Genomic DNA, 18,722 nt, shown 5'->3' on the forward strand with positions numbered 1-18,722 from the left:
GCCTATCAGCAAATCCCGGCGTCTCCGAGACCCACTCCGAGACCGCTGGCCGGTGCCCAGATCACCACCGGCAACCCTTCCGCGTCGTGCTCGAAATCGGGCGGCAGCGGCGTGGCGCGTCCCTCCGAGATGTCGCGGGCGACGACGAGGGCGGCCATGGCATCGACATGGTCGTCGCCCGCCACGCCCGGCGGAGGGGAGGAGGCGACGAGGGCCGGGGCCAGACCCGCCGCCGCGAGCAGTCGCCGGCGCTCGGCGAGGCCCGCCGCCTCCTTCTTCCCGGCTGCCAGGGGCCGGTCGCCGTTGAGGCGGAAGAAGGCGACCTCCGGATGCACCTCGTGAACCCGCGTCCGGAAGTCCGGCTCCGCCCGCAGGAGCGCGTCCACCTCCTTGATGGACCGGACGATGTTCCAGCACTGGATCGAGGGGGCGAAGGGCGGCTCGGACAGCGCGCGCGACAGGGCCTTGGCCGCCTCGTAATCCGCGGCGTAGACCGCCGCCCGCGGCGGCACCGGGAACACGCTGGTGCGCTTGCGACCGAGCAGCGCCCGCGCCGCGCGGTCGGCCGAACGTCCCTTGTCGCGGATACGCTCGGGCAGGCCGATCGGTATGTCGATGCCGACGACGTCCGGCGCTTCCGGCGCTTCGAGGACGTCGCGCACCCGGGCGAAGCGGGCGGCGCGCCAGCGGCTGGGATCGTCGCGGTCGAGGAGCAGGCCGGCCCAGGCACCGCGGCTGCCGTCCAATCCCGCGATCCAGCGCGCCATCGGTTCTCTCTCGACATTCCGACCGCTATTCGGGTCGCTCGGCACGATTGCTCCCCCGCTCGGCTTCGAGGACAATCGCACCCACCACACCGATACGGGGCAAGCGCTTGCGCGAGGATGCGACGAAACGGTTCTCGGGGAAGGCCCATCCATGAAGGTCGGGCTCCGCATCCTCGATTCCCGGCTCCAAGGTTGGGGCTTTCCGCGTTGGGGCAGCCCCGGCTCGGCTGGGCTCGACCTGCATGCCTGCCTCGACGCGCCGCTCCTGCTCGCGCCCCAGGCAACGGCCGTGCTGATCCCGGCCGGCTTCTCCGTGCGGATCGGCGATCCCGAATGGTGCGGGCTGGTCCATCCCCGCTCGGGGCGGGGCCATCGCGACGGCCTCGTGCTCGGCAACGGCACCGGGGTGATCGATGCCGATTACGAGGGGCCGCTCCTGATCTCCGCCTGGAATCGCAATCCCGCGGGCGATCCGATCCGCATCGAGCCGGGGGAGCGCATCGCCCAGATCGTGTTCACCCGGATCGTGCGGCCGGATTTCGAGCTGATCGAGGATCTCGTCGACGGTGAGAGGGACGAGGAAGCATCGGGCCGGCGCGGTCGGGGCGGGTTCGGTTCGACCGGGCTTCGCTGACCGGGATAAGCTTGGCCGTATAACGACTTACTGGCTCGCTCGCGCGAACTTTTCCCTCACTCGTCCGTTGATCAGGCCGAACCCCCAAAGCCCGGACGAGACGCCATGGCCGCCCACGAGATCCTCGGCTATTTCGAGCATCGCAACGACGGTGCCTGGATCTGCGTGAAGCCGTTCACGCTCAACACCCGGTCGAGCCGGATCGATATCCGCCGCGGCATGCGCTTCGAGTACGGACGGCGCGTCGGCGGCCTCGACCTCGCGGAGTATCTGGAGCAGCTCGGCTCGCAGTTCGGGTCGTAATCCGCCGCCCCGCCATGCCTCACAGACGATAAGCCGTCCGGCAGGCGCCCCAGTGGCGCCCGAGGATGCGGATCGGCGCATCGACCTCGCGGACGAGGATCATGTCGCGCCCGACCTCGCGACGATAGGCCTGCACGGTGAAGGGCCGCGTCGACCGCGCGGCGGTGATGCCGGTCCGGTCGTCGAAGATGCGCCGATTGCGGCAATGGGCATTGTTCCAAATCGGATCGCCCGGTCGTTGCGGCTGCGACACCCGGGCATTGTGGACCGGCAGGAACCCGTTGCGGTCGGTCGGGATGCAGAACAGCATCCCCTCGTCGGCGACGAGCGGCGGTTCGATCAGCGGCGGCATCAGGCGCTCCAGCGGTGCGACCGCCTCGCTCAGGAATTGCTGCGGGTCCGTGCCGGGGATCGGCCGATAGGCCGTGTCGAACAGGGCCTCCGGCGTCAGGCGCCCGGCGGCGATCTCGGCCTCCATCGCCTCGGCCATGCGCGCGGCCATGTCCTGGGCGCGGGCGACCAGCGGTGCGTACTCGGCCTCGATCTCGGCGAGGGTCGCCCGCAGGGAGGCGTCGGCGGCAGCCGACAGGCTCTCGAAAGCGCAGTGCAGGCCGAGGGGGCTCGCCGCCACGACGCGGGCATCGAGCCGACCGATCCGCTCGATCTCCAGGGACAGGCGCGTGCCGGGCGCGGGCGCCGTTCCCTCCGGACGGACCAGAACACCGCCGAGGCTGAGATCCGCCGTCTGGCCGCGACCGTTGGGAAGCGTCACGGCGCGCTCCACCGGATAGCGGTCGAAGCGGCGGCGGTCGCCCATCTCGGTCTGGCGGATCACGGCGACGAAGCGACGACCGAGGGCCTCGGTCTGCGTCGCGGCCGCGGCGCTGGTGCCCTCGGCCCGCACCGCGAGATCGTCCATCTCCACCGTGGCGGCGGTCGCGACCCCGGCATCGCGGCTGACGCCGGAGACGAAGTTTGCCGTCTGCTGCGCCTCGGCGGCGAGGGTGCCCACCGTGGCGGCCTGATCCTCGGCGATGCCGCGCACGGTGGCGAAGGCCGGACGCATCGCCTCGACCGCCCCCGCCATCGCGGCGATGGCCGAGCCCGAGGCGCTCGCTCCCTCGCGCAGGCGGGCGATCCGGTCGCGCACCTCGGCGGCGGCGCGGCCGGTCTCGACGGCGAGCGCCTTGACCTCGCCGGCCACGACCGCGAAGCCGCGTCCCGCCTCACCGGCCCGGGCCGCCTCGATGGTGGCGTTGAGGGCGAGCAAATTGGTCTGGCGCGAGACCGCCGCGATGGTCTCGACGACGCTGGCGATCTCGTGGCCCGCCCGCTCCAATTCGGCGAGGAGGTCGCGGGCCTGCACCGACCGATCGTTGGCCGTGGCGAGGTGGTGGCCGGCCTCGTCCATGGCATCGGCGATGCGCCCCGAAGTCGAGGACAGCGTACGGCTGGTGTCGAGCATGCCCGCGGCCATTCCGGCGGCGCCCTCGGCGGCCGTCGACAGCTGCTCCATCTGCGCACGGATACGGGCAACGCCGGATTGCATCCGACCGACTTCGTCGCGGGTCGCGACGATCGAGTCGCCGACACCGGTGATCGCGCTCAAGACGTCGGCCTCGACCGCGTCGATCGTCGCGTGGTCGGCGAGGGTCGCCGGCTCGGATACGGCGGACGGCGCGACCTCGGCCGCCTCCACCGGGGACACGGACCCTGCCTCCGCCGACGCCGGGGCGGGAGAACGGGAGGATGAGCGCGAGAAGAAACCCATGCGTGCAGGCTGCACAGCTTAGGTTAACAATACCTTCCCAAACATGCAGCCCGATGATGAAAGCACTGCTCCAGACACCGGGATTCGAGACGACGCTGTTGCGTTGTCACACGGCCGAGCCTTGTTTCGAGATTCGCCGCTCCGCTCACCAATCAATGCTCGAGGATCGTATCTTGAGCGGAAGAGCTACAGCCTTTCAGGTCTCATCGCCGAGCGGTGCCCGAGGGCCGAAACATCCGCGCTTACTTGAGAGCGACGGGTCACGGGGGATACGGGTGCGTTGCCTTTATCGTCGCCGAACCCTCGCGGGGAACGGATCGTCGGTGATACGATTTGGGATGTGGGTCGATGGGCTTCGAGCGATCCTGCGGCCACTTTGACGCATCCCAATGCGAGGCTTAGGTACTCACGACAATGCCTGCCGCGACGGCCCATCTCATCCCGCCCCCCGTCGAGGAGACGGCCCCGACGACCCGTGAGCGGATCGTGGAGGTGGCGGCCCGTTCCTTCCGGGAGATCGGCTACCAGAAGACCACGGTCGCCGACATCGCCCGGACCCTCAAGATGAGTCCGGCCAACGTGTATCGCTTCTTCGATTCGAAGAAGGCGATCAACGAAGCGGTGGTCGAACGGGTGACCGGCGAGATCGAGGGGATGATCGCGGCGATCGCCGACACGCCGAAGCTCGACGCGCCCGAGCGCCTCGCCCGCGTGATCACGGCCCTGCACACCGATTGCCGCCGACGCTGGGAGGCGCATCCGCGCGTCCACGAGATGGTCGAGGCGGCGATGAGCGAGAGCTGGTCGGTCTGCCAAGCGCATGTCGACCGGATCGAGGCCGTGTTCCGGCGCATGATCGAGGACGGCGTGCGCGAGGGCAGCCTCACGGTTGCTGATCCCAAGGCCGCCGCCGCCTGCCTGCACGCCGCGATCGTGCGCTACTGCCATCCCCTGCTGGTGAGCCGACAGCACGACACCGCCCTGCCGCCGCTGCCCACCATGATCGCGTTCCTGCTCGGCGCCCTCGGGGTGTCCGGGCGCTAGAGCGTGCTGCATTTCTACGGAAACAGCAGCACGCTCTATCTCTTTGTGGTCGCACGATGATTCCGGAAAACCGGATTCCACTTTTCCGCATCGTGCTCTAGACCGCCGGTCGGCGCCGCCTCACTCCGAGGCGGCGCCCGGCGTCGGGGCCGGCTCCGACACGTTCGGCTGCGGGCCGTCATAGCCCTCGATCACCACGATATCGGCCTCGGCCCCATCCTTCTGCAGGGCGCGGGCGGATTGGTAGAGGTCCGATTTCCAGCAATCGAGCGCCGCCTCGTAGCTGGGGAACTCGACGATCACGTTGCGGGCCCGTGCCGTGCCGGCCACCGCCTCGTAGGCGCCGCCCCGCACGAGGAAGCGACCGCCGAAGCGGGCAAAGGCGGCACCATTGGCCGCCGCATAGGCCTTGTAGGCCTCCGCGTCCCGCACATCGACCCGGACGATCCAATATCCCCTTGCCGTACCTTGGGTCATGCTCACGCTCCCTCCATCTCGGCGACGATCCGTTCGGCGATCCGGCGGGGATCGTCGGCTCCGGTGATCGGACGCCCGACCACGACATGATCGATGCCGGCCGCGCGCGCCTGCCCCGGCGTCATCACGCGCTTCTGGTCGCCCAGGGCCGCATCGGCCGGGCGGATGCCCGGCGTCACGATCAGGCATTCGGCCCCGACGACCCGGCGCACCGCTTCCGCCTCGACCGCCGAGCAGACGATGCCGTCGATGCCGATGTCGCGGGCCTGGGCCGAGCGCTGCGCCACCAACTCCGCCACCGGCAGGGCGTATCCGGCCTCGGTCGCATCGGCGTCGTCGTAGGAGGTGAGCACCGTCACCGCCAGGATCTTGAGGCCGTTCCCGCGCCCCTTCATGGCGGCCCGCATGGTCTGCGGATAGGCGTGCACTGTCAGGAACGTCGCCCCGAGGCCGGAGGCCGAGCGCACCCCCTCCTCGACGGTGTTGCCGATGTCGTGCAGCTTGAGATCGAGGAAGGTCTTTTTGCCTTGCCGGGCGAGGCGCTCGGCGAAGGCGAGGCCACCGGCGTAACCGAGGCGATAGCCGATCTTGTAGAAGGTCGCCGCGTCGCCGATGCGCTCGACGAGCCGCTCGGCCGCGGCGACGTCGGGCAGGTCGAGGGCAACGATCAGGCGGTCGCGGGGGTCGGCGATGTCCGGCATCAGGCGCTCGAAGGAAAAGAACCGCGGGCAGCGATCCTCTCCCCGGGCGCGTCTGTCAACGCAGATCCCATCACGGCGGCGACCTCCGCCCGCAGCACCGGCAGCAGCTCCGCCTCGAACCAGGGGTTCTTTCGCAGCCAGCCGTTGTTGCGCCAGGACGGGTGCGGCAGCGGCAGGATGCGCGGCCGCGATGAGGCCTCGAGGATGTCTCGCCAGCGCGCGACCGTCGCGGTCAGGCCGCCGGGCGGGCGGCCGAGATGCCAGCCCTGCGCGTACTGACCGATCACCAGGATCAGATCGAGCTCCGGCAAGCCGGCCAGCAAAGCGGAGCGCCAGGCGGGTGCGCATTCCCGCCGGGGCGGGCGGTCGCCGCCCTTGGCATCGAGACCGGGAAAGCAGGCCCCCATCGGCAGGATCGCCACCCGCGCGGCATCGTAGAACGCGGCCTCCGAGAGGCCGAGCCAGGCCCGCAGGCGGACGCCCGAGGGATCGCAGAACGGCACGCCGCTGCGATGCGCCCGGTTGCCCGGCGCTTGGCTCGCGATCAGCAGGCGGGCTGTGGCGCTGCCCTGCACCACGGGGCGCGGCTCGTGCGGCAGGGCCGCCCCGAAGCGGGGCGCGTCGCGGCAGATCCGGCAGGCGCGCAGGGCCGCAGCGGTGGTGGCGAAGGGGTCGGACAGCATGACGCCCGGAAGATGGAGCAGCCGGGCTCGCCCCACGATGCGTCATCCGCGCCCCATGGGACGACCAGGCTCGAAGCCCCGATGACGTTTCAGCGTCAGGCGACCGCAGAAGGTTCGCCTTGCGGACCCGGATCACCGCGCCCGCATGCGGTTCTAGCCCTCGCCGGGCGCGTCCTCGATGTAGAGTTCCTCCAGCAGCACCTTGATCACCGCGACGAGGGGCAGCGCCAGCGCCACGCCCCATAGCCCGAACAGCACGCCGAGCAGGAGCTGGCCGGCGAAGATCGTGGCCGCCGGCAGGTCGAGGGCGCGGCGCTGGATGAAGGGGGTAAGGCCGTAGCTCTCCGCCGCCTGCACCGCGAGATAGACGCCCGCCGCCCCGAGCGCCGCATTGAAGCCGGAGGCGAGGCTGCTCAGCACGATGATGGCACCCGCGATCATCGGGCCGATGGTCGGCACGAAGGCCAGCAGGCCCGCCTGCAAGCCGAGGATCAGCGCGCCGCCGATGCCGAGGAAGGAGAGTCCGGCCCAGGTGAGGGCGAAGATCGCCGCCATGGTCAGAAGCTGGCCGAACAGCCAGTGCCGCAGGGTCTCGCCCGACCCGTCGAGGACGCGGGCGCCCTTGTCGCGGTGGCGCACCGGCACGAGGCGCAGGGCCCCGTTCCGGTAACTGCCCGGATCGGCCGCGATGGCGATGCCCAGGAAGGCGATGACGAGGACGTTGCCGAGGGCGTTGAACAATCCGAGCACGACGGTCGCCGCCGGCCCGAGCACGCTGCCGGCATCCGAGAGAAGCGAGCCGGGGCTCTTCAGGGCACCCGAGGCGAGGCCCGCGAGGCCGCCCTGCTTGCGGCCGTTGTCGTCCTTGCCGTCCTCGTCCGGCTTGGGATCGGCTTTGGGCGCCGCGTTGCCCGCCTCGCCGCCGCCCTGCTGCGAGAAATCGAGCTCGATGCCGTGATCCTTGAGCCAGGTCCGCACCGTCTCGGATTGCTGGCGCACGGTGGTGCCGAGGTCGCGCGCCTGGCTCGTCACCGTGGCGCCGCCGAAGGCGACGAGGCCGAGGGAGAGGCCGGTCAGCGCCAGCACGACGAGGGTCAACCGCAGGGCCCGGGGCAGCGGCAGGATATGGCCGAGTGCCCGGGTCAGTCCGTCGAGGAAGACGGCGAGGAGAATGCCGGAGAAGATGAGGAGCAACGTCGCCGCGGCGGTCCAGGCCAGCCAGAGCCCGGCCGCGAAGGCGACGACGGCGATGCCGGCGGCCGCGAGCCGGCGCGGCCCGATGGAGGAGGGTTCGCTCATCGGGGATGTCATCTCTTGCGCGAAGTGTCGGGGAGACGTGTCGGGGATCGGGGCCGAATCGAGCCCGCGTTCAGGCCCAGGATTCGGCGGCGGCCTCGTCGGCGGCCGTCGCCTCGACCCAGCCGCCGGTGGTGCCGTCGGCGAGGTGCTCGCGCTTCCAGAACGGGGCGCGGGTCTTGAGATAGTCCATCAGGAAATCGGCCGCCCCGAAGGCCGCCTTGCGGTGGGGCGAGGCGGTGACCACCAGCACGATGCCCTCGCCCGGGCGCACGAGGCCGTGGCGGTGGATCACCCGCACGGCCTGGACCGGCCAGCGGGCGCGCGCCTCCTCGACCACGCGGCCGATCTCCGCCTCCGCCATGCCCGGATAATGCTCCAGCTCCAGGGCGGCGAGGCGCCCGCCCTCGTCGCGGCAGAGCCCCGAGAAGGTCACGACCGCACCGGCGCGCCCCATCAGATCCGCTTCGACGCGGGCGATCTCGGCGGCGGTGTCGAAGGGCTCGGACTGGATGCTGACCGGATTCATCGCACTCGACTTGAAGGGCCGTGCCGGACGCCGGCAGAGGGCTGAAGGCCTCGGCGCGGGTCTCGACCTACCCCAACGCCCCGTGCGCCTATATGGCTCATCGATGCCAACGCGCCACGGCGCGCCGGCCTTGCCAGCAGACGAGCCGCCCGTGACGCCCGACCTGATCCTGCCCTACGACGGCGTCCTCCCCGTTTTCGCCTCGCGGCCCGTGTGGTGCGGGCGCGGCAGCACGGTGATCGGCACCGCCTCCCTCGGAGCCCAGGCCTGGCTCGGCGACGACAGCGTGATCCGCAGCGATGGCCAAGTCATCACCGCGGGGGAGCGCTTCTGGCTCGGGGCCCGCTCGACCGTCCACATCGCCACCGAATCGCTGCCGACCCATATCGGCGACCGGGTCACGGTCGGCCGCAACGCCGTGGTGCATGCCTGCACCGTCGGTTCGGACGTGGTGATCGAGGACGACGCGATCATCCTTGACGGCGCGACGGTCGGCGACGGCGTGCTGATCGAGGCCGGCGCCACCATCTTCCCGCGCTCCACCCTGGAAGGGGGCTTCGCCTATGGCGGCAACCCGGCCAAGCGGCTGCGCCCGGTGACGCTCGCGGAGATCGCCGAGCGGGCCGAGCGGCTGCGCGAGGCCGCCGACGAGAGCGCCACCGGCCCGGATCCGGTTCCGCCGGAGGTGGAGGAGAGCGTGTTCGTGGCCCGCACGGCCCGGCTGTCGGGCCGCATCGCCCTGGGCGCGGGCGCCACGGTGCTGTTCTCCTGCGAGCTCGCCGCGGAGGTCGGCCCGATCGTGGTCGGCGCCGACACCAACATCCAGGACAACACGGTGATCCGCACCCGCGGCGAGGGCGTGGTGATCGGCCGCGACACCACCATCGGCCACAATGTCCGCATGAATGACTGCCGGATCGGCGCCCGGTCGCTCATCGGCATCGGCTCGGTGCTGGCGCCGGGCACGGTGGTGGCCGACGACGTGATGCTCGCCGGCGGCTCGACCACGGATCCGGGCCAGCTGCTCGAAGGCGGCCATCTCTGGGGCGGACGCCCCGCGCGCATCCTCGGCGCCCTCGATCCGAAGAAGCGGGCGATGATGGCGCATATCGTCGAGGGCTATTGCCGCCACGGGCGGGAATACCGGGCCCTGCAGGACGCGGAGGGATGAACGAACCCTCCGCCGTTGTCGGTCGATGACGGGAGAAATCGACGCCTCGACGCGCTTCTGATCAGCCGACGGCGTCGTTCGGCGATCGTCTGCCCGGATCGGTCTCTCAGCCGCAGGCGATCTGATCGCAGCGCCGGACCGCCGCGATCATCCGAGCGAGCGATTTGACACCGGGATGGCCCAGCACCCCGGTATTGCCCAGCACGTAGGACGGGGTTGCGGTCAGCCCGAGATTGGCCGCCACGTTCATGTGGGCGCGCAGGGCTTGGCGCACCTCCTCGCTGTCGGCGATCTGTTCGAGCTCGGCCCGGGACACACCGGTCTTGGCCGCCGTCTCGAGGGCCTTGAGACCGTCGATCTGCCCCCTGGTAGCCAGCAATTGTCCGTAGAAGGCGAAGGCGGCCGCCGAGCCGAGCTTGCGCTGCACCGCGAGCGAGACCTTCGCGGCCTGGGCCGACATCGGCGACAGAATCGGGTTGTGGACGAGGCCGATGCGCAAGGCCGCGTCGCTGCCCGAGAGCGCGGTGAGATCGGCCGCCGCCTTGCGGCACCAGGGGCAGTTGTAGTCGAAGAACTCGTAGAGCGTGACCTCGGCCTCGCGGGGCCCGAGATAGGTGACGCCGCGCAGTTCCTGGATCTGGCCGGTGATCTCGCCCGGCAGCCGCATGTTCGCGACCGGACGGCCCTCGTCGTTCTCGACCTTGAAGAACTGGCCGTAGCTCTGCGCGGCGGCAGGCCCCGCGACCGCGAGGCCGAGCGACGTGGCGAGGAAGCGGCGGCGGGAAAGAGGCATCGCGAACGACCGGAACAGCGAGGAATGAAGCGCAGGATAGGGGCAAGAATGGTTTAAGTTCGGCTTCGACCCTTCCGCCGTTCCGTCACGAGCCATGAGACCGCGTGGCCCTCAGGCGAGAACCTGCAGGCCGTGCTTTCGGACGACCGAGAGAAGTTTCAAAGCCATGCCGCTGGGACGCTTGGCACCGGTCTCCCACTTCTCGACCGTGCTCTCGCTGGTGTTGAGATAGCGCGCGAAAACCGGCTGGCTGACGTTGTTGGTTTCGCGGATCTGCTTGATCTGGGCCGGCTCGATCATGTCCGGCATGGCCAAATGGCGGGCATCGAAGTCGCGCATCGTGGCCTTGTCCAATGCTCCGACTTTGTGAAGCATCGCTGCCGAGGTATGAAGCGCTTCGGATACGTCGCTTCTGTATTTACGTTTTGCCGTCATGGCAGATCTCCAGCAGATCCTTATCGGATACGAGCCGATCGACTTGTTCCTGGCTCAGCGCAGCGTAACTCTTGGCGAGCAATCTGAAATCTCTCAACTCATCATCGTTGATATTGCTACGATCTTTCTTGGCAAAAAGGTACTCATAGATCCAGTACCGACCGCCTTTTGCCAGAATGATACTCCGATGCTGATTCTTGTTCAGACGCTTCTTGAAAACTCCACCACCAAGATCCTCCGCTTGTCCAAGCAGAACTTCTCGAAGGGCTTGACACAAATCGGCGTCGGCAAGGCGTGCCTTGCGGGCCGAGCGGGCAAAGACGGCGGTCTTGAAGGCACGCGGGAATTTTCCAACAGCATCGTCGTCGGTCATACGGTAAGATAGCACCCAGTGCTATCCTGACAACGACCTTTCCGCTGGTTCTCGTATCCTCACGCCGCCTCCGCCGTCGCCGCTCGCTCCTTCGCCAGCTTCGTCACGCCCACCTGATCGACCTTGCCGGTGCCCAGCATCGGCAGCGTCTCCAGCACCACCACCTCGGCGGGGATGGCGAGATCGGAGGCGCCGCGGCCCTTGGCGAAGGTCTGGTAGGCCGCGCGGGTGGCGCCCTTCGCTTCGGTGAACAGGATCAGGCGCTCGCCCTTGCGGGCATCGGCCACCGCCGCGACCGCGCTCGGGGCGTCGGGCCAGAGTTCGGCCGCCAGGGCCTCGACGCCGGCCAGCGAGACCATCTCCCCCGCGATCTTGGCGAAGCGCTTGGCCCGGCCCTGGATGGTGATGAAGCCGTCGGCGTCGAGCCGGACGATGTCGCCGGTGTCGTGCCACCCCTCCGGCGGCGGTTCGAGCTGGCCGGGTTTCTCGGCGCGCAGATAGCCCAGCATGATGTTGGGGCCGCGCACGGAGAGGCGCCCGCCCTCGTCGATGCCCGGCACCGGCTCCAGCCGCGATTCGATGCCCGGCAGGAGCCGGCCGACCGTGCCGAAGCGGTTGAACATCGGCGTGTTGAGGGCGAGCACCGGCCCGCATTCGGTGACGCCGTAGCCCTCCAGGATGCGCAGGCCGAACTTCTCCGCCCAGGTCTTGCGGGTCGTCTGCTTCACCGGCTCGGCACCGGCCACGACGTAGCGCAGGGAGCGCAGATCGTAGGAATGGGCCATCCTGGCATAGCCGGTAAGGAAGGTGTCGGTGCCGAACAGGACGGTGGCGTTCGAGCCGTAGATGAGTTCGGGCACGATCCGGTAGTGCAGGGGCGAGGGATAGAGGTAGACCGGCACGCCGGAGACCAGCGGCAGCACGAGGCCCGCCGTCAGACCGAAGGCGTGGAAGACGGGCAGCACGTTGAACACCTTGTCGCGCGGCCCGAAATCGATCCGCGCGGCGACCTGGGCGGTGTTGGCGAGCATGGCGCGATGGGCCAGCACCACCCCCTTCGGCGTGCCCTCCGAGCCCGAGGTGAACAGGATCGCGGCCGGATCCGCGCCCCGGCGCTCGACGAGCGGGCGGCGGGGGCTCAGGAAGCCCCGGATCTTGTCGCCGGTGCCGACGCTCGCCCGCACGTCCTCCAGGTAGATCAGGCGCACGGAATCCTTGATCCCGTCGATGAGCGCGCCGAGACGGCCCTTCTCGATGAAGGCGCGGGAGGTCAGGATCGTGTCGACCTGCGCCGCCTTGCAGGCCGAGAGGACAGCCGCCGGCCCGGCGGAGAAGTTGATCATCGCCGGCACGCGGCCCGCGCTGGCGAGCGCGAAGAAGGTCACCGCCGCGCCGTTGGCGTTGGGCAGCATCAGCCCGACCGGCTTCTTCGCGTCCGGCAGGAGCGCCTGCAGCTTTCGGCCGAGGATGTTGGCGCCCATCACGAGGCGCGAATAGCGCATCGTGCCGGTGACAGGGTCCTCCAGGGCGGTACGGCGCCAGCCGTGGCGCTCGCCGGCCTCGATGAGGGCGGCGAAGACGCCGCGCTCGATGTCGGCGGTCTCGAACACGAGGTCCGACATGATGTCGTAGAGGGCGGCCCCCGCGGCGCGGCGGCGGTTCTTGCCCTTGAGGGCCGGATCGACCGTGAGCCGCACCGGCGGCATGATCGTCACGGTGATCTTGGGCCACCACGCCCGGCGCACCTGATCGCGCTTCAACCGCGAGAAGACCGTGCGCTCCGGCCCGTCGATCTTCACCGGCACCACCATGGCGCCGGACTTGTCGGCGATCAGCCCCGCGCCGTCATAGACCTTCATCAGACTGCCGGTGACGGTGAGCCGGCCCTCGGGAAAGATGATCAGCGTCTCGCCGGATTTGACCGCGTTGATGAGGGTGCGCGTCGCGAGCGGCCGGGTCGGATCGAGGGGCATCGCCTTGGCGACGCTGAGGAACGGCTTCACCCACCAGCGCTGCGCGATGCCGTGATCGATGGCGAAGACCGGGTCGTGATCGAGCAGCGAGAGCGCCAGCGGCGCGTCGAGGAAGGAGACGTGGTTCAACGCCACGATCGCGTTCGGCCCCGCCTTCTCGACATTCTCCAGCCCCTTCACCTCCAGGCGGTAGATCGCGCGGAACAGGATCGAGAGCGCGTCGCGCAGCGGGTTCGTCGGCAGGGTCTTGAGAATGACGGCGCCGGCGATGAGGTTCAGCACCGCCACCAGCACGAGGAGCTGCGCCATCGAGAGGCCCGCGGCCTGGAGGATGGCGAGCCCCAGCGTGCCGCCGACCATGAAGGCGGCGGTGAGCACGTTGACCGCGCCGATGACGCGGGCGCGCTTGGCCTTCTCGGTCCAGGCCTGCACCGCGGCGAAGGAGGGCACGACATAGAGGCCGCCCGCCACGGCGAGCCCGGCGAAGTCGAGGGCGATGCGCAGGCCCGAGCCACTCGTGATGAAGTCGAGGGCGCCGATGGGCTCGGCCCCGGGCGGGGGCACGTGCGAGACCGCCCAGGCGAGATCGAGCCCGAACAGGCCCATCAGCACCGCGCCGACGGGCGTGGGCAGGAGCACGATGCGCCCGCTGGCGAGCCAGGAGGCGAGGCCCGAACCGACCGCGATGCCGACGGAGAATATGGCGAGCAGGGTGGTCGCGACGATCTCGGTGCCGTTGAGGGTCTGCCGGACCAGCGTCGGCAGCAGCGAGAGCACGACGACGCCGACCAGCCAGAACCAGCTCACGATCACCGAGCCGCGCCACAGCCGCGTGTCGGACCACAGATCCTTGAGGAGGTCGGCGGTGGAGCGGGCGATGTTCGGATCGACCCGCAGGTCGGGCGCGCCCTCTCCGGTCTTCGGGATCGCCCGGGCGGCGAGCCAGCACAGGACCGCCATGCCGAGCAGCCCGGCGCCGAGCCCCAGCGCGTGGCCGCCCATGGCCATGGCGAGCCCCGCCGTGATGGTGCCGAGCAGGATGGCGAGGAAGGTCGCGGCCTCGACCAGCGCGTTGCCCGCGGTCAGTTCCTCGCGCCGCAGGTGGTCGGGCAGGATGCCGTACTTGATCGGCCCGAACAGGGCCGCGATGATGCCGAACAGGCCGAGCGCGCCGAACAGCAACGGCACCGAATGCAGCCAGAAGCCCAGCACCGAGAGCAGGGCGGCGAAGATCTCCACGAATTTCAGGCGGCGGGCCAGCAGCGCCTTGTCGTAGCGGTCGGCGAGCTGGCCGCCGAGGCCCGACAGGATGAAGAACGGGCCGACGAACACGGCGCTCGCCAGCGTCACCAGCACGCTGCCCTTCTCCCCGCTCTCGGCATTGACCTGGAACAGGATCAGCAACGCGAGCGCGTTCTTGAGGAAATTGTCGTTGAACGCGGAGAAGAACTGGCACCAGAACAGCGGCGCGAAACGCCGCGTCGTCATCAGCGTGCGGAACATCGTGGTCTCCCGGCTTCCGGCATGACTGCCCGCCGACGGGCGGGGCGTCAAATCGAGCCTTTGCACGATGTTCAAATTATCTGGGCACGGTCCGCCCGCAAGGTTGATTTTGCACAACGTGCAATCTATCGCCGCCGGGCGTGCGAGCCCGCACGTTTTCGGCTTTTCCCACCCACACCCTCATCCTGAAGTGCTGCGAAGCAGCTTCGAAGGAGGGCTCCAGTGGATCGCGCGATCTCTGGAGCCCTCCTTCGAGGCTACGCTGCGCTCCGCACCTCAGGATGAGGGGAATGGGTGGGAGGGGCCTTGCCGACGAGCCTTTCCGACCACGATGCAGGATCAACCGGCACCGCCCCCTCGCAAAAGGGCCGTCCGCAGCAGCGGGCCGCGGGGCGAGCACGACCGGGACGGCTTCGTCGCGCTCGTGGCGAGCGCCGCCGAAAGTCTCGTGCGGCACGAGGGCTTCCGCGCGCTCGGGATGCGGCGGCTGGCAAGCACCATCGGCTACGCGCCGAACTCGATCTACAACGCCGTCGGCGACCTCGATCAGGTGGTGCTGCGGGTCAATGCCCGCACGCTGGAACGCCTGCACGGGGCATTGGAAGCCGTCATCGATCCCCGCCGGCCCCCGCGGGACAATGCCCTGGCCCTGGCCGATGCCTATCTCGTGTTCGTGGCCGCCGATCCGCGGGTCTGGAGCCTGCTGTTCGAGCATCTCGCCGCGCCCGATCAGCCGTTCCCGGACTGGTACGCGGCGGCGCTGGCGCGGCCGGTCGGCCGCGTCGATGCGGTGCTGGCGCCGCTGATCGCCGAGCCGGCGGAGCGGCGCCGGGCGGTGGCGGCCCTGTGGGCGGCCCTGCACGGACTCGCCTCGCTCTCGACCTCGGGCAAGCTCGCGGTGCTGACGCCCGACGCGCCGCGCGAACTGGCGCGGCTGCTGGTCGGACGGTTTCTGGGGTGAGAATTCAGGCTTTCGCCGCGACGACGTGGGAGAGATGCGTTGCAGCGGCCTTCAGCGCGGCACGAAGACCGGTATAGAGCCCGCAATCGTCCCGCTGACCGGATCGTCCCCTCATGACCCAGCCCCCCGTCCCGACGCTTCGCCACTTCGAGGCGGTGGCCGAGCGCTACGACCTGATCCTCTGCGATGTCTGGGGCGTGCTGCATGACGGGCGCCGCGCCCATGTCGCGGCGGGCGAGGCGTTGATCCGGTTCCGAGCCTTGCCGGGGCCGCGGGCGCGGCGGGTGATCCTCGTCTCGAACGCGCCGCGTCCCTGGCCGGGCGTGCAGACAATTCTCGACGGCTACGGCGTGCCGCGGGAGGCCTACGACGCGATCCTCACCTCCGGCGATCTGACCCGGCGGCTGATCGCCGAGCATCCCGGCGAGCGGGTGCACCATCTGGGGCCGGAGCGCGACGCGCCGATCTTCGACGGGCTCGACCTGACGCTGGTCCCCGGCCACGAGGCGCAACGCGTCGTCTGCACCGGCCTGTTCGACGACGACACCGAGACCGCCGAGGATTACCGCGAGACCCTGGCGGAGTTCCGGGCCCGCGACGTGCCGATGATCTGCGCCAATCCCGATCTCGTGGTCGAGCGCGACAAAAAACTCATCCCCTGCGCCGGCCTGATCGCCCAGGCCTACGAGGCGATCGGCGGCGCGGTGGTCTATGCCGGCAAGCCGTACCGCCCGGTCTACGAGACGGCGCTCGCCATGGCGGGCGAGCTCGACGGGACGCACCCGCCCGAGATCGCCCGCACCGTCGCGGTGGGCGACGCGATCCGCACCGACATCGCCGGAGCGTCGGGCTACGGCATCCCCTCGATCCTCGTGGCCCGCGGCATCCACGCCGAGGAACTCGGCGTCACCGCCGACCACCACAGCCTCGGCGACATCGCCGAATGGCTCGCCGCACAGCCGGTGCGGCCCGATGCCGTGATCGAGCGGCTGACCTGGTAGAGCATCGGCCCGAAACGTGGCCGCCGGCTTTCGGGACACAGGCGACGCGGCCCAAGATCTCCGGCCGTTATCCCTGCGCAGTCAAAAGCCGGTCCCCCGGTTGATCCACAGGTCGCCAACAGGGCGGGCGGTTGCTATGGGGGCTCGGATCCAAGCGGGACCGAGGACCCATGACGAGACCGGAGGCAGGCGGACCCAGCGGGGCGGAAGCCGTGCGCCACGAGCGGCTGCGAGCGCATTTCGCGGCCTGCGGCTACGTGCCGGCCTCGCCGCCGGTGCTGCAGCCGGTGGAACCCTTCCTCGAACTCTCGGGCGAGGACATCCGCCGCCGCATCTTCGTGACCCAGGATTCGACCGGCGCCGAGCTCTGCCTGCGGCCGGAATTCACGATTCCGGTCTGCCGCCTGCACCAGGCGCAGAGGCCCGGGGAGACGGCCGATTACAGCTATCTCGGCCCGGTCTTCCGGCTGGCCGCCGGGGAGCCCGACGAATTCGTGCAGGGCGGCATCGAGTCGATCGGGCGCACCGACACCCCCGCCGCCGACGCCGAGGTGATCGGCCTCGCCCTCGAAGGGCTCGACCTGCTCGGGCGCACCGAGACCGCGGTGCGGCTCGGCGATATGGGGCTCACCCACGCCTTCCTCGACGCGCTTCAGGTCCCGCCGGTCGCCAAGCGCCGGACCCTGCGGGCGATCGCCGCCGGCCGGCCGCTCGCCGAGGTCGCCAACAATGCCCAGACCGAGGATCCGCATGCGGGCCTCCTCGCCGCGATCCAGGGCCAGGATGCCGGCGCCGTGCGCGGCTTCGTCGAGGACGTTCTGTCGATCGCCGGCATCTCGCAGGTCGGCGGGCGCAGCGCGGGCGCCATCGCCGAGCGTTTCCTCGCGCGCGCCGCCGCGCAGGCGCAGGGCGGGGCGGGTCTGAACGCGGGCAACCGCGCGGTGATCGAGCGCTACTGCGCCATCAGCGGCGACCCGGACGCCGCGGCGGCCTCTGTCCGCGCCCTCGCCCGCGAGGCGGGGCTGGAGCATGCCGGGCTGGAGGCTGCGCTGAGCCTGTTCGAGGAGCGCACCGGCTTCATGGCGGCGCGCGGCCTGCCGATCGAGCGGTTCCGCTTCTCCGGCGGCTTCGCGCGCAATCTCGACTATTACACCGGCTTCATCTTCGAGGTGACGGCAGAGGCCGGCGGCCCGACGCTCGTCGGCGGCGGACGCTACGACGGCCTGCTGCAGCAACTCGGCAGCCCCGTGCCGCTGCCGGCGGTCGGCTGCGCCTTCTGGCTGTCCCGGTGTGCGGAAGGAGCCTCGGCATGAGCGAGCAGCCCCTGGTTCTGGCCGTTCCCTCCAAGGGCCGGCTTCAGGAGAACGCGACCGCCTTCTTCTCCCGGGCAGGCCTCAAGCTCGTCCAGAAGGCGGGCGGGCGCGAGTATCGCGGCACGCTCGCCGGCGTTCCGGGCGTCGAGGTGCGGTACCTCTCGGCCTCCGAGATCGCCGGCCAGCTCGCGAGCGGCACCGCCCATCTCGGGGTCACCGGCGAGGACCTGATCCGCGAGACGCTGCCCGACCCGTCCTCCCGCGTGGAATTGCTGACGCCGCTGGGCTTCGGCCATGCCAGCGTCGTGGTGGCGGTGCCGCAGGCCTGGATCGACGTGCGCGCCATGAGCGATCTCGACGAGGTCGCGAGCGAGATGCGCCTGCGCCAGGGCAAGCGGCTGCGCATCGCCACGAAATACGTGAACCTGACCCGCCGCTTCTTCGCCGAGGCCGGCATCGCCGATTACCGCATCGTCGAGAGCCTGGGCGCCACCGAAGGCGCGCCCGCTTCCGGTTCGGCGGAGATCATCGTCGACATCACCACCACCGGCGCGACCCTCGCGGCCAACGCCCTCAAGATCCTCGACGACGGGGTGATGCTGCGCTCGGAGGCCAATCTGGTGGCCTCGCTCACCGCGTCCTGGGGCGAGACCGCCCGCGGGGCGCTCCGCACCGTGCTGGGCCGCATCGCGGCGGAAGAGCGGGCTCGCACGACACGGGAGGTGCGCGCCGGCCTGCCCGAATCCGGTGCGATCGATCTGGCCACCATCGCCGGCCTGCACGAGGCCGAGCTGCCCTACGGCGCCCCGCGCGGCGCCGACGGCGAGATCGTCCTGCGCTGTCCGGCCGATGCCGTGTTCGACCTCTCCGACGCGCTGGTCCAGGCCGGGGCGCGGGCGGTGACCGTGCGCCGGATCGACTACGCGTTCCAGGCGGAGAACCCGCTGGCGGAGCGGCTGCTGGCACGCCTCTGACGGCGTCTCCCCACCCTTCA

At 70.2% G+C, this 18,722-nt stretch carries 19 protein-coding genes; 8 read left to right on the top strand and 11 right to left on the bottom strand.

Annotated features, from left to right (window positions below; genetic code table 11):
- Positions 1–5: 5 nt before the first annotated feature.
- Positions 6–767, bottom strand: coding sequence for a DUF429 domain-containing protein (locus tag OWC43_RS06850; protein WP_393956144.1), 762 nt, complete (start codon positions 765–767; stop codon positions 6–8).
- Positions 768–918: 151 nt separating this feature from the next.
- On the opposite strand from OWC43_RS06850, the gene dut reads away from it, so the two are divergent.
- Entirely contained in the window at positions 919–1,401 is a 483-nt protein-coding gene (gene dut / locus OWC43_RS06855; RefSeq protein WP_393956145.1) for a dUTP diphosphatase, read from the top strand.
- Positions 1,402–1,506: 105 nt separating this feature from the next.
- Entirely contained in the window at positions 1,507–1,704 is a 198-nt protein-coding gene (locus tag OWC43_RS06860; protein ID WP_137828936.1) for a hypothetical protein, read from the top strand.
- A 19-nt stretch (positions 1,705–1,723) separates the two neighbouring features.
- Here the strand turns inward: OWC43_RS06860 and OWC43_RS06865 are convergent, their stop codons facing one another.
- Positions 1,724–3,412, bottom strand: coding sequence for a methyl-accepting chemotaxis protein (locus OWC43_RS06865; RefSeq protein WP_393956146.1), 1,689 nt, complete (start codon positions 3,410–3,412; stop codon positions 1,724–1,726).
- Positions 3,413–3,889: 477 nt separating this feature from the next.
- On the opposite strand from OWC43_RS06865, the gene OWC43_RS06870 reads away from it, so the two are divergent.
- Positions 3,890–4,519 (top strand): TetR family transcriptional regulator, encoded by a 630-nt coding sequence (locus OWC43_RS06870; protein WP_393956147.1) that lies wholly within the window; start codon positions 3,890–3,892, stop codon positions 4,517–4,519.
- A gap of 120 nt (positions 4,520–4,639) precedes the next feature.
- Here the strand turns inward: OWC43_RS06870 and OWC43_RS06875 are convergent, their stop codons facing one another.
- The 5 genes from OWC43_RS06875 to OWC43_RS06895 all read right to left on the bottom strand — a co-directional run bounded on the left by OWC43_RS06875 (position 4,640) and on the right by OWC43_RS06895 (position 8,205).
- Positions 4,640–4,996, bottom strand: a complete 357-nt coding sequence (locus OWC43_RS06875) for a DUF1330 domain-containing protein (RefSeq protein ID WP_137828939.1) — start codon at positions 4,994–4,996, stop codon at positions 4,640–4,642.
- 2 nt (positions 4,997–4,998) lie between these two features.
- A complete protein-coding gene (pyrF, locus tag OWC43_RS06880) occupies positions 4,999–5,697 on the bottom strand; it encodes an orotidine-5'-phosphate decarboxylase (RefSeq protein WP_393956148.1) in 699 nt (232 codons plus the stop codon).
- Positions 5,697–6,380 (bottom strand): uracil-DNA glycosylase family protein, encoded by a 684-nt coding sequence (locus OWC43_RS06885; protein WP_393958507.1) that lies wholly within the window; start codon positions 6,378–6,380, stop codon positions 5,697–5,699. The genes pyrF and OWC43_RS06885 overlap by 1 nt, the downstream gene beginning before the upstream one ends.
- A 153-nt stretch (positions 6,381–6,533) precedes the next feature.
- Positions 6,534–7,691, bottom strand: a complete 1,158-nt coding sequence (locus OWC43_RS06890) for an AI-2E family transporter (protein WP_137828941.1) — start codon at positions 7,689–7,691, stop codon at positions 6,534–6,536.
- A gap of 58 nt (positions 7,692–7,749) precedes the next feature.
- Positions 7,750–8,205, bottom strand: a complete 456-nt coding sequence (locus OWC43_RS06895; RefSeq protein ID WP_137828942.1) for a molybdenum cofactor biosynthesis protein MoaE — start codon at positions 8,203–8,205, stop codon at positions 7,750–7,752.
- Positions 8,206–8,356: 151 nt separating this feature from the next.
- Here OWC43_RS06895 and OWC43_RS06900 point away from each other — a divergent pair, with 151 nt between their 5' ends.
- A complete protein-coding gene (locus OWC43_RS06900) occupies positions 8,357–9,376 on the top strand; it encodes a gamma carbonic anhydrase family protein (protein ID WP_137828943.1) in 1,020 nt (339 codons plus the stop codon).
- 106 nt (positions 9,377–9,482) lie between these two features.
- Here the strand turns inward: OWC43_RS06900 and OWC43_RS06905 are convergent, their stop codons facing one another.
- From OWC43_RS06905 to OWC43_RS06920, 4 genes are all read right to left on the bottom strand, one after another.
- Positions 9,483–10,169, bottom strand: a complete 687-nt coding sequence (locus tag OWC43_RS06905) for a DsbA family protein (RefSeq protein ID WP_393956149.1) — start codon at positions 10,167–10,169, stop codon at positions 9,483–9,485.
- Positions 10,170–10,280: 111 nt separating this feature from the next.
- Positions 10,281–10,604, bottom strand: a complete 324-nt coding sequence (locus OWC43_RS06910; RefSeq protein WP_393956150.1) for a helix-turn-helix domain-containing protein — start codon at positions 10,602–10,604, stop codon at positions 10,281–10,283.
- Positions 10,588–10,977 (bottom strand): type II toxin-antitoxin system RelE/ParE family toxin, encoded by a 390-nt coding sequence (locus tag OWC43_RS06915; RefSeq protein ID WP_393956151.1) that lies wholly within the window; start codon positions 10,975–10,977, stop codon positions 10,588–10,590. Before OWC43_RS06915 ends, OWC43_RS06910 begins: the two co-directional genes overlap by 17 nt.
- Before the next feature lie 59 nt (positions 10,978–11,036).
- Complete coding sequence (locus tag OWC43_RS06920; protein ID WP_393956152.1) at positions 11,037–14,453, bottom strand: acyl-[ACP]--phospholipid O-acyltransferase; 3,417 nt, start codon at positions 14,451–14,453, stop codon at positions 11,037–11,039.
- A gap of 331 nt (positions 14,454–14,784) precedes the next feature.
- Here OWC43_RS06920 and OWC43_RS06925 point away from each other — a divergent pair, with 331 nt between their 5' ends.
- From OWC43_RS06925 to hisG, 4 genes are all read left to right on the top strand, one after another.
- Positions 14,785–15,414 (top strand): TetR/AcrR family transcriptional regulator, encoded by a 630-nt coding sequence (locus tag OWC43_RS06925; protein ID WP_171015448.1) that lies wholly within the window; start codon positions 14,785–14,787, stop codon positions 15,412–15,414.
- 113 nt (positions 15,415–15,527) lie between these two features.
- Complete coding sequence (locus tag OWC43_RS06930) at positions 15,528–16,415, top strand: TIGR01459 family HAD-type hydrolase (RefSeq protein ID WP_393956153.1); 888 nt, start codon at positions 15,528–15,530, stop codon at positions 16,413–16,415.
- Between the two features lie 170 nt (positions 16,416–16,585).
- Complete coding sequence (locus OWC43_RS06935; RefSeq protein ID WP_137828948.1) at positions 16,586–17,728, top strand: ATP phosphoribosyltransferase regulatory subunit; 1,143 nt, start codon at positions 16,586–16,588, stop codon at positions 17,726–17,728.
- Positions 17,725–18,702: an ATP phosphoribosyltransferase gene (gene hisG, locus OWC43_RS06940; RefSeq protein WP_137828949.1), complete on the top strand. Its 978-nt coding sequence runs from the start codon at positions 17,725–17,727 to the stop codon at positions 18,700–18,702. The genes OWC43_RS06935 and hisG overlap by 4 nt, the downstream gene beginning before the upstream one ends.
- Positions 18,703–18,722: the final 20 nt, after the last annotated feature.

Source organism: Methylorubrum sp. POS3, from assembly GCF_043352485.1.
Classification (GTDB): Bacteria; Pseudomonadota; Alphaproteobacteria; order Rhizobiales; family Beijerinckiaceae; genus Methylobacterium; species Methylobacterium suomiense.

Coding starts and splice junctions, on each gene's coding strand:
- OWC43_RS06850 (WP_393956144.1), bottom strand. CDS start 767: ATGGCGCGCTGGATCGCGGGATTGGACGGCAGCCGCGGTGCCTGGGCC.
- dut (WP_393956145.1), top strand. CDS start 919: ATGAAGGTCGGGCTCCGCATCCTCGATTCCCGGCTCCAAGGTTGGGGC.
- OWC43_RS06860 (WP_137828936.1), top strand. CDS start 1,507: ATGGCCGCCCACGAGATCCTCGGCTATTTCGAGCATCGCAACGACGGT.
- OWC43_RS06870 (WP_393956147.1), top strand. CDS start 3,890: ATGCCTGCCGCGACGGCCCATCTCATCCCGCCCCCCGTCGAGGAGACG.
- OWC43_RS06875 (WP_137828939.1), bottom strand. CDS start 4,996: ATGACCCAAGGTACGGCAAGGGGATATTGGATCGTCCGGGTCGATGTG.
- pyrF (WP_393956148.1), bottom strand. CDS start 5,697: ATGCCGGACATCGCCGACCCCCGCGACCGCCTGATCGTTGCCCTCGAC.
- OWC43_RS06885 (WP_393958507.1), bottom strand. CDS start 6,380: ATGCTGTCCGACCCCTTCGCCACCACCGCTGCGGCCCTGCGCGCCTGC.
- OWC43_RS06890 (WP_137828941.1), bottom strand. CDS start 7,691: ATGACATCCCCGATGAGCGAACCCTCCTCCATCGGGCCGCGCCGGCTC.
- OWC43_RS06895 (WP_137828942.1), bottom strand. CDS start 8,205: ATGAATCCGGTCAGCATCCAGTCCGAGCCCTTCGACACCGCCGCCGAG.
- OWC43_RS06905 (WP_393956149.1), bottom strand. CDS start 10,169: ATGCCTCTTTCCCGCCGCCGCTTCCTCGCCACGTCGCTCGGCCTCGCG.
- OWC43_RS06910 (WP_393956150.1), bottom strand. CDS start 10,604: ATGACGGCAAAACGTAAATACAGAAGCGACGTATCCGAAGCGCTTCAT.
- OWC43_RS06915 (WP_393956151.1), bottom strand. CDS start 10,977: ATGACCGACGACGATGCTGTTGGAAAATTCCCGCGTGCCTTCAAGACC.
- OWC43_RS06920 (WP_393956152.1), bottom strand. CDS start 14,453: ATGTTCCGCACGCTGATGACGACGCGGCGTTTCGCGCCGCTGTTCTGG.
- OWC43_RS06925 (WP_171015448.1), top strand. CDS start 14,785: ATGCAGGATCAACCGGCACCGCCCCCTCGCAAAAGGGCCGTCCGCAGC.
- OWC43_RS06930 (WP_393956153.1), top strand. CDS start 15,528: ATGACCCAGCCCCCCGTCCCGACGCTTCGCCACTTCGAGGCGGTGGCC.
- OWC43_RS06935 (WP_137828948.1), top strand. CDS start 16,586: ATGACGAGACCGGAGGCAGGCGGACCCAGCGGGGCGGAAGCCGTGCGC.
- hisG (WP_137828949.1), top strand. CDS start 17,725: ATGAGCGAGCAGCCCCTGGTTCTGGCCGTTCCCTCCAAGGGCCGGCTT.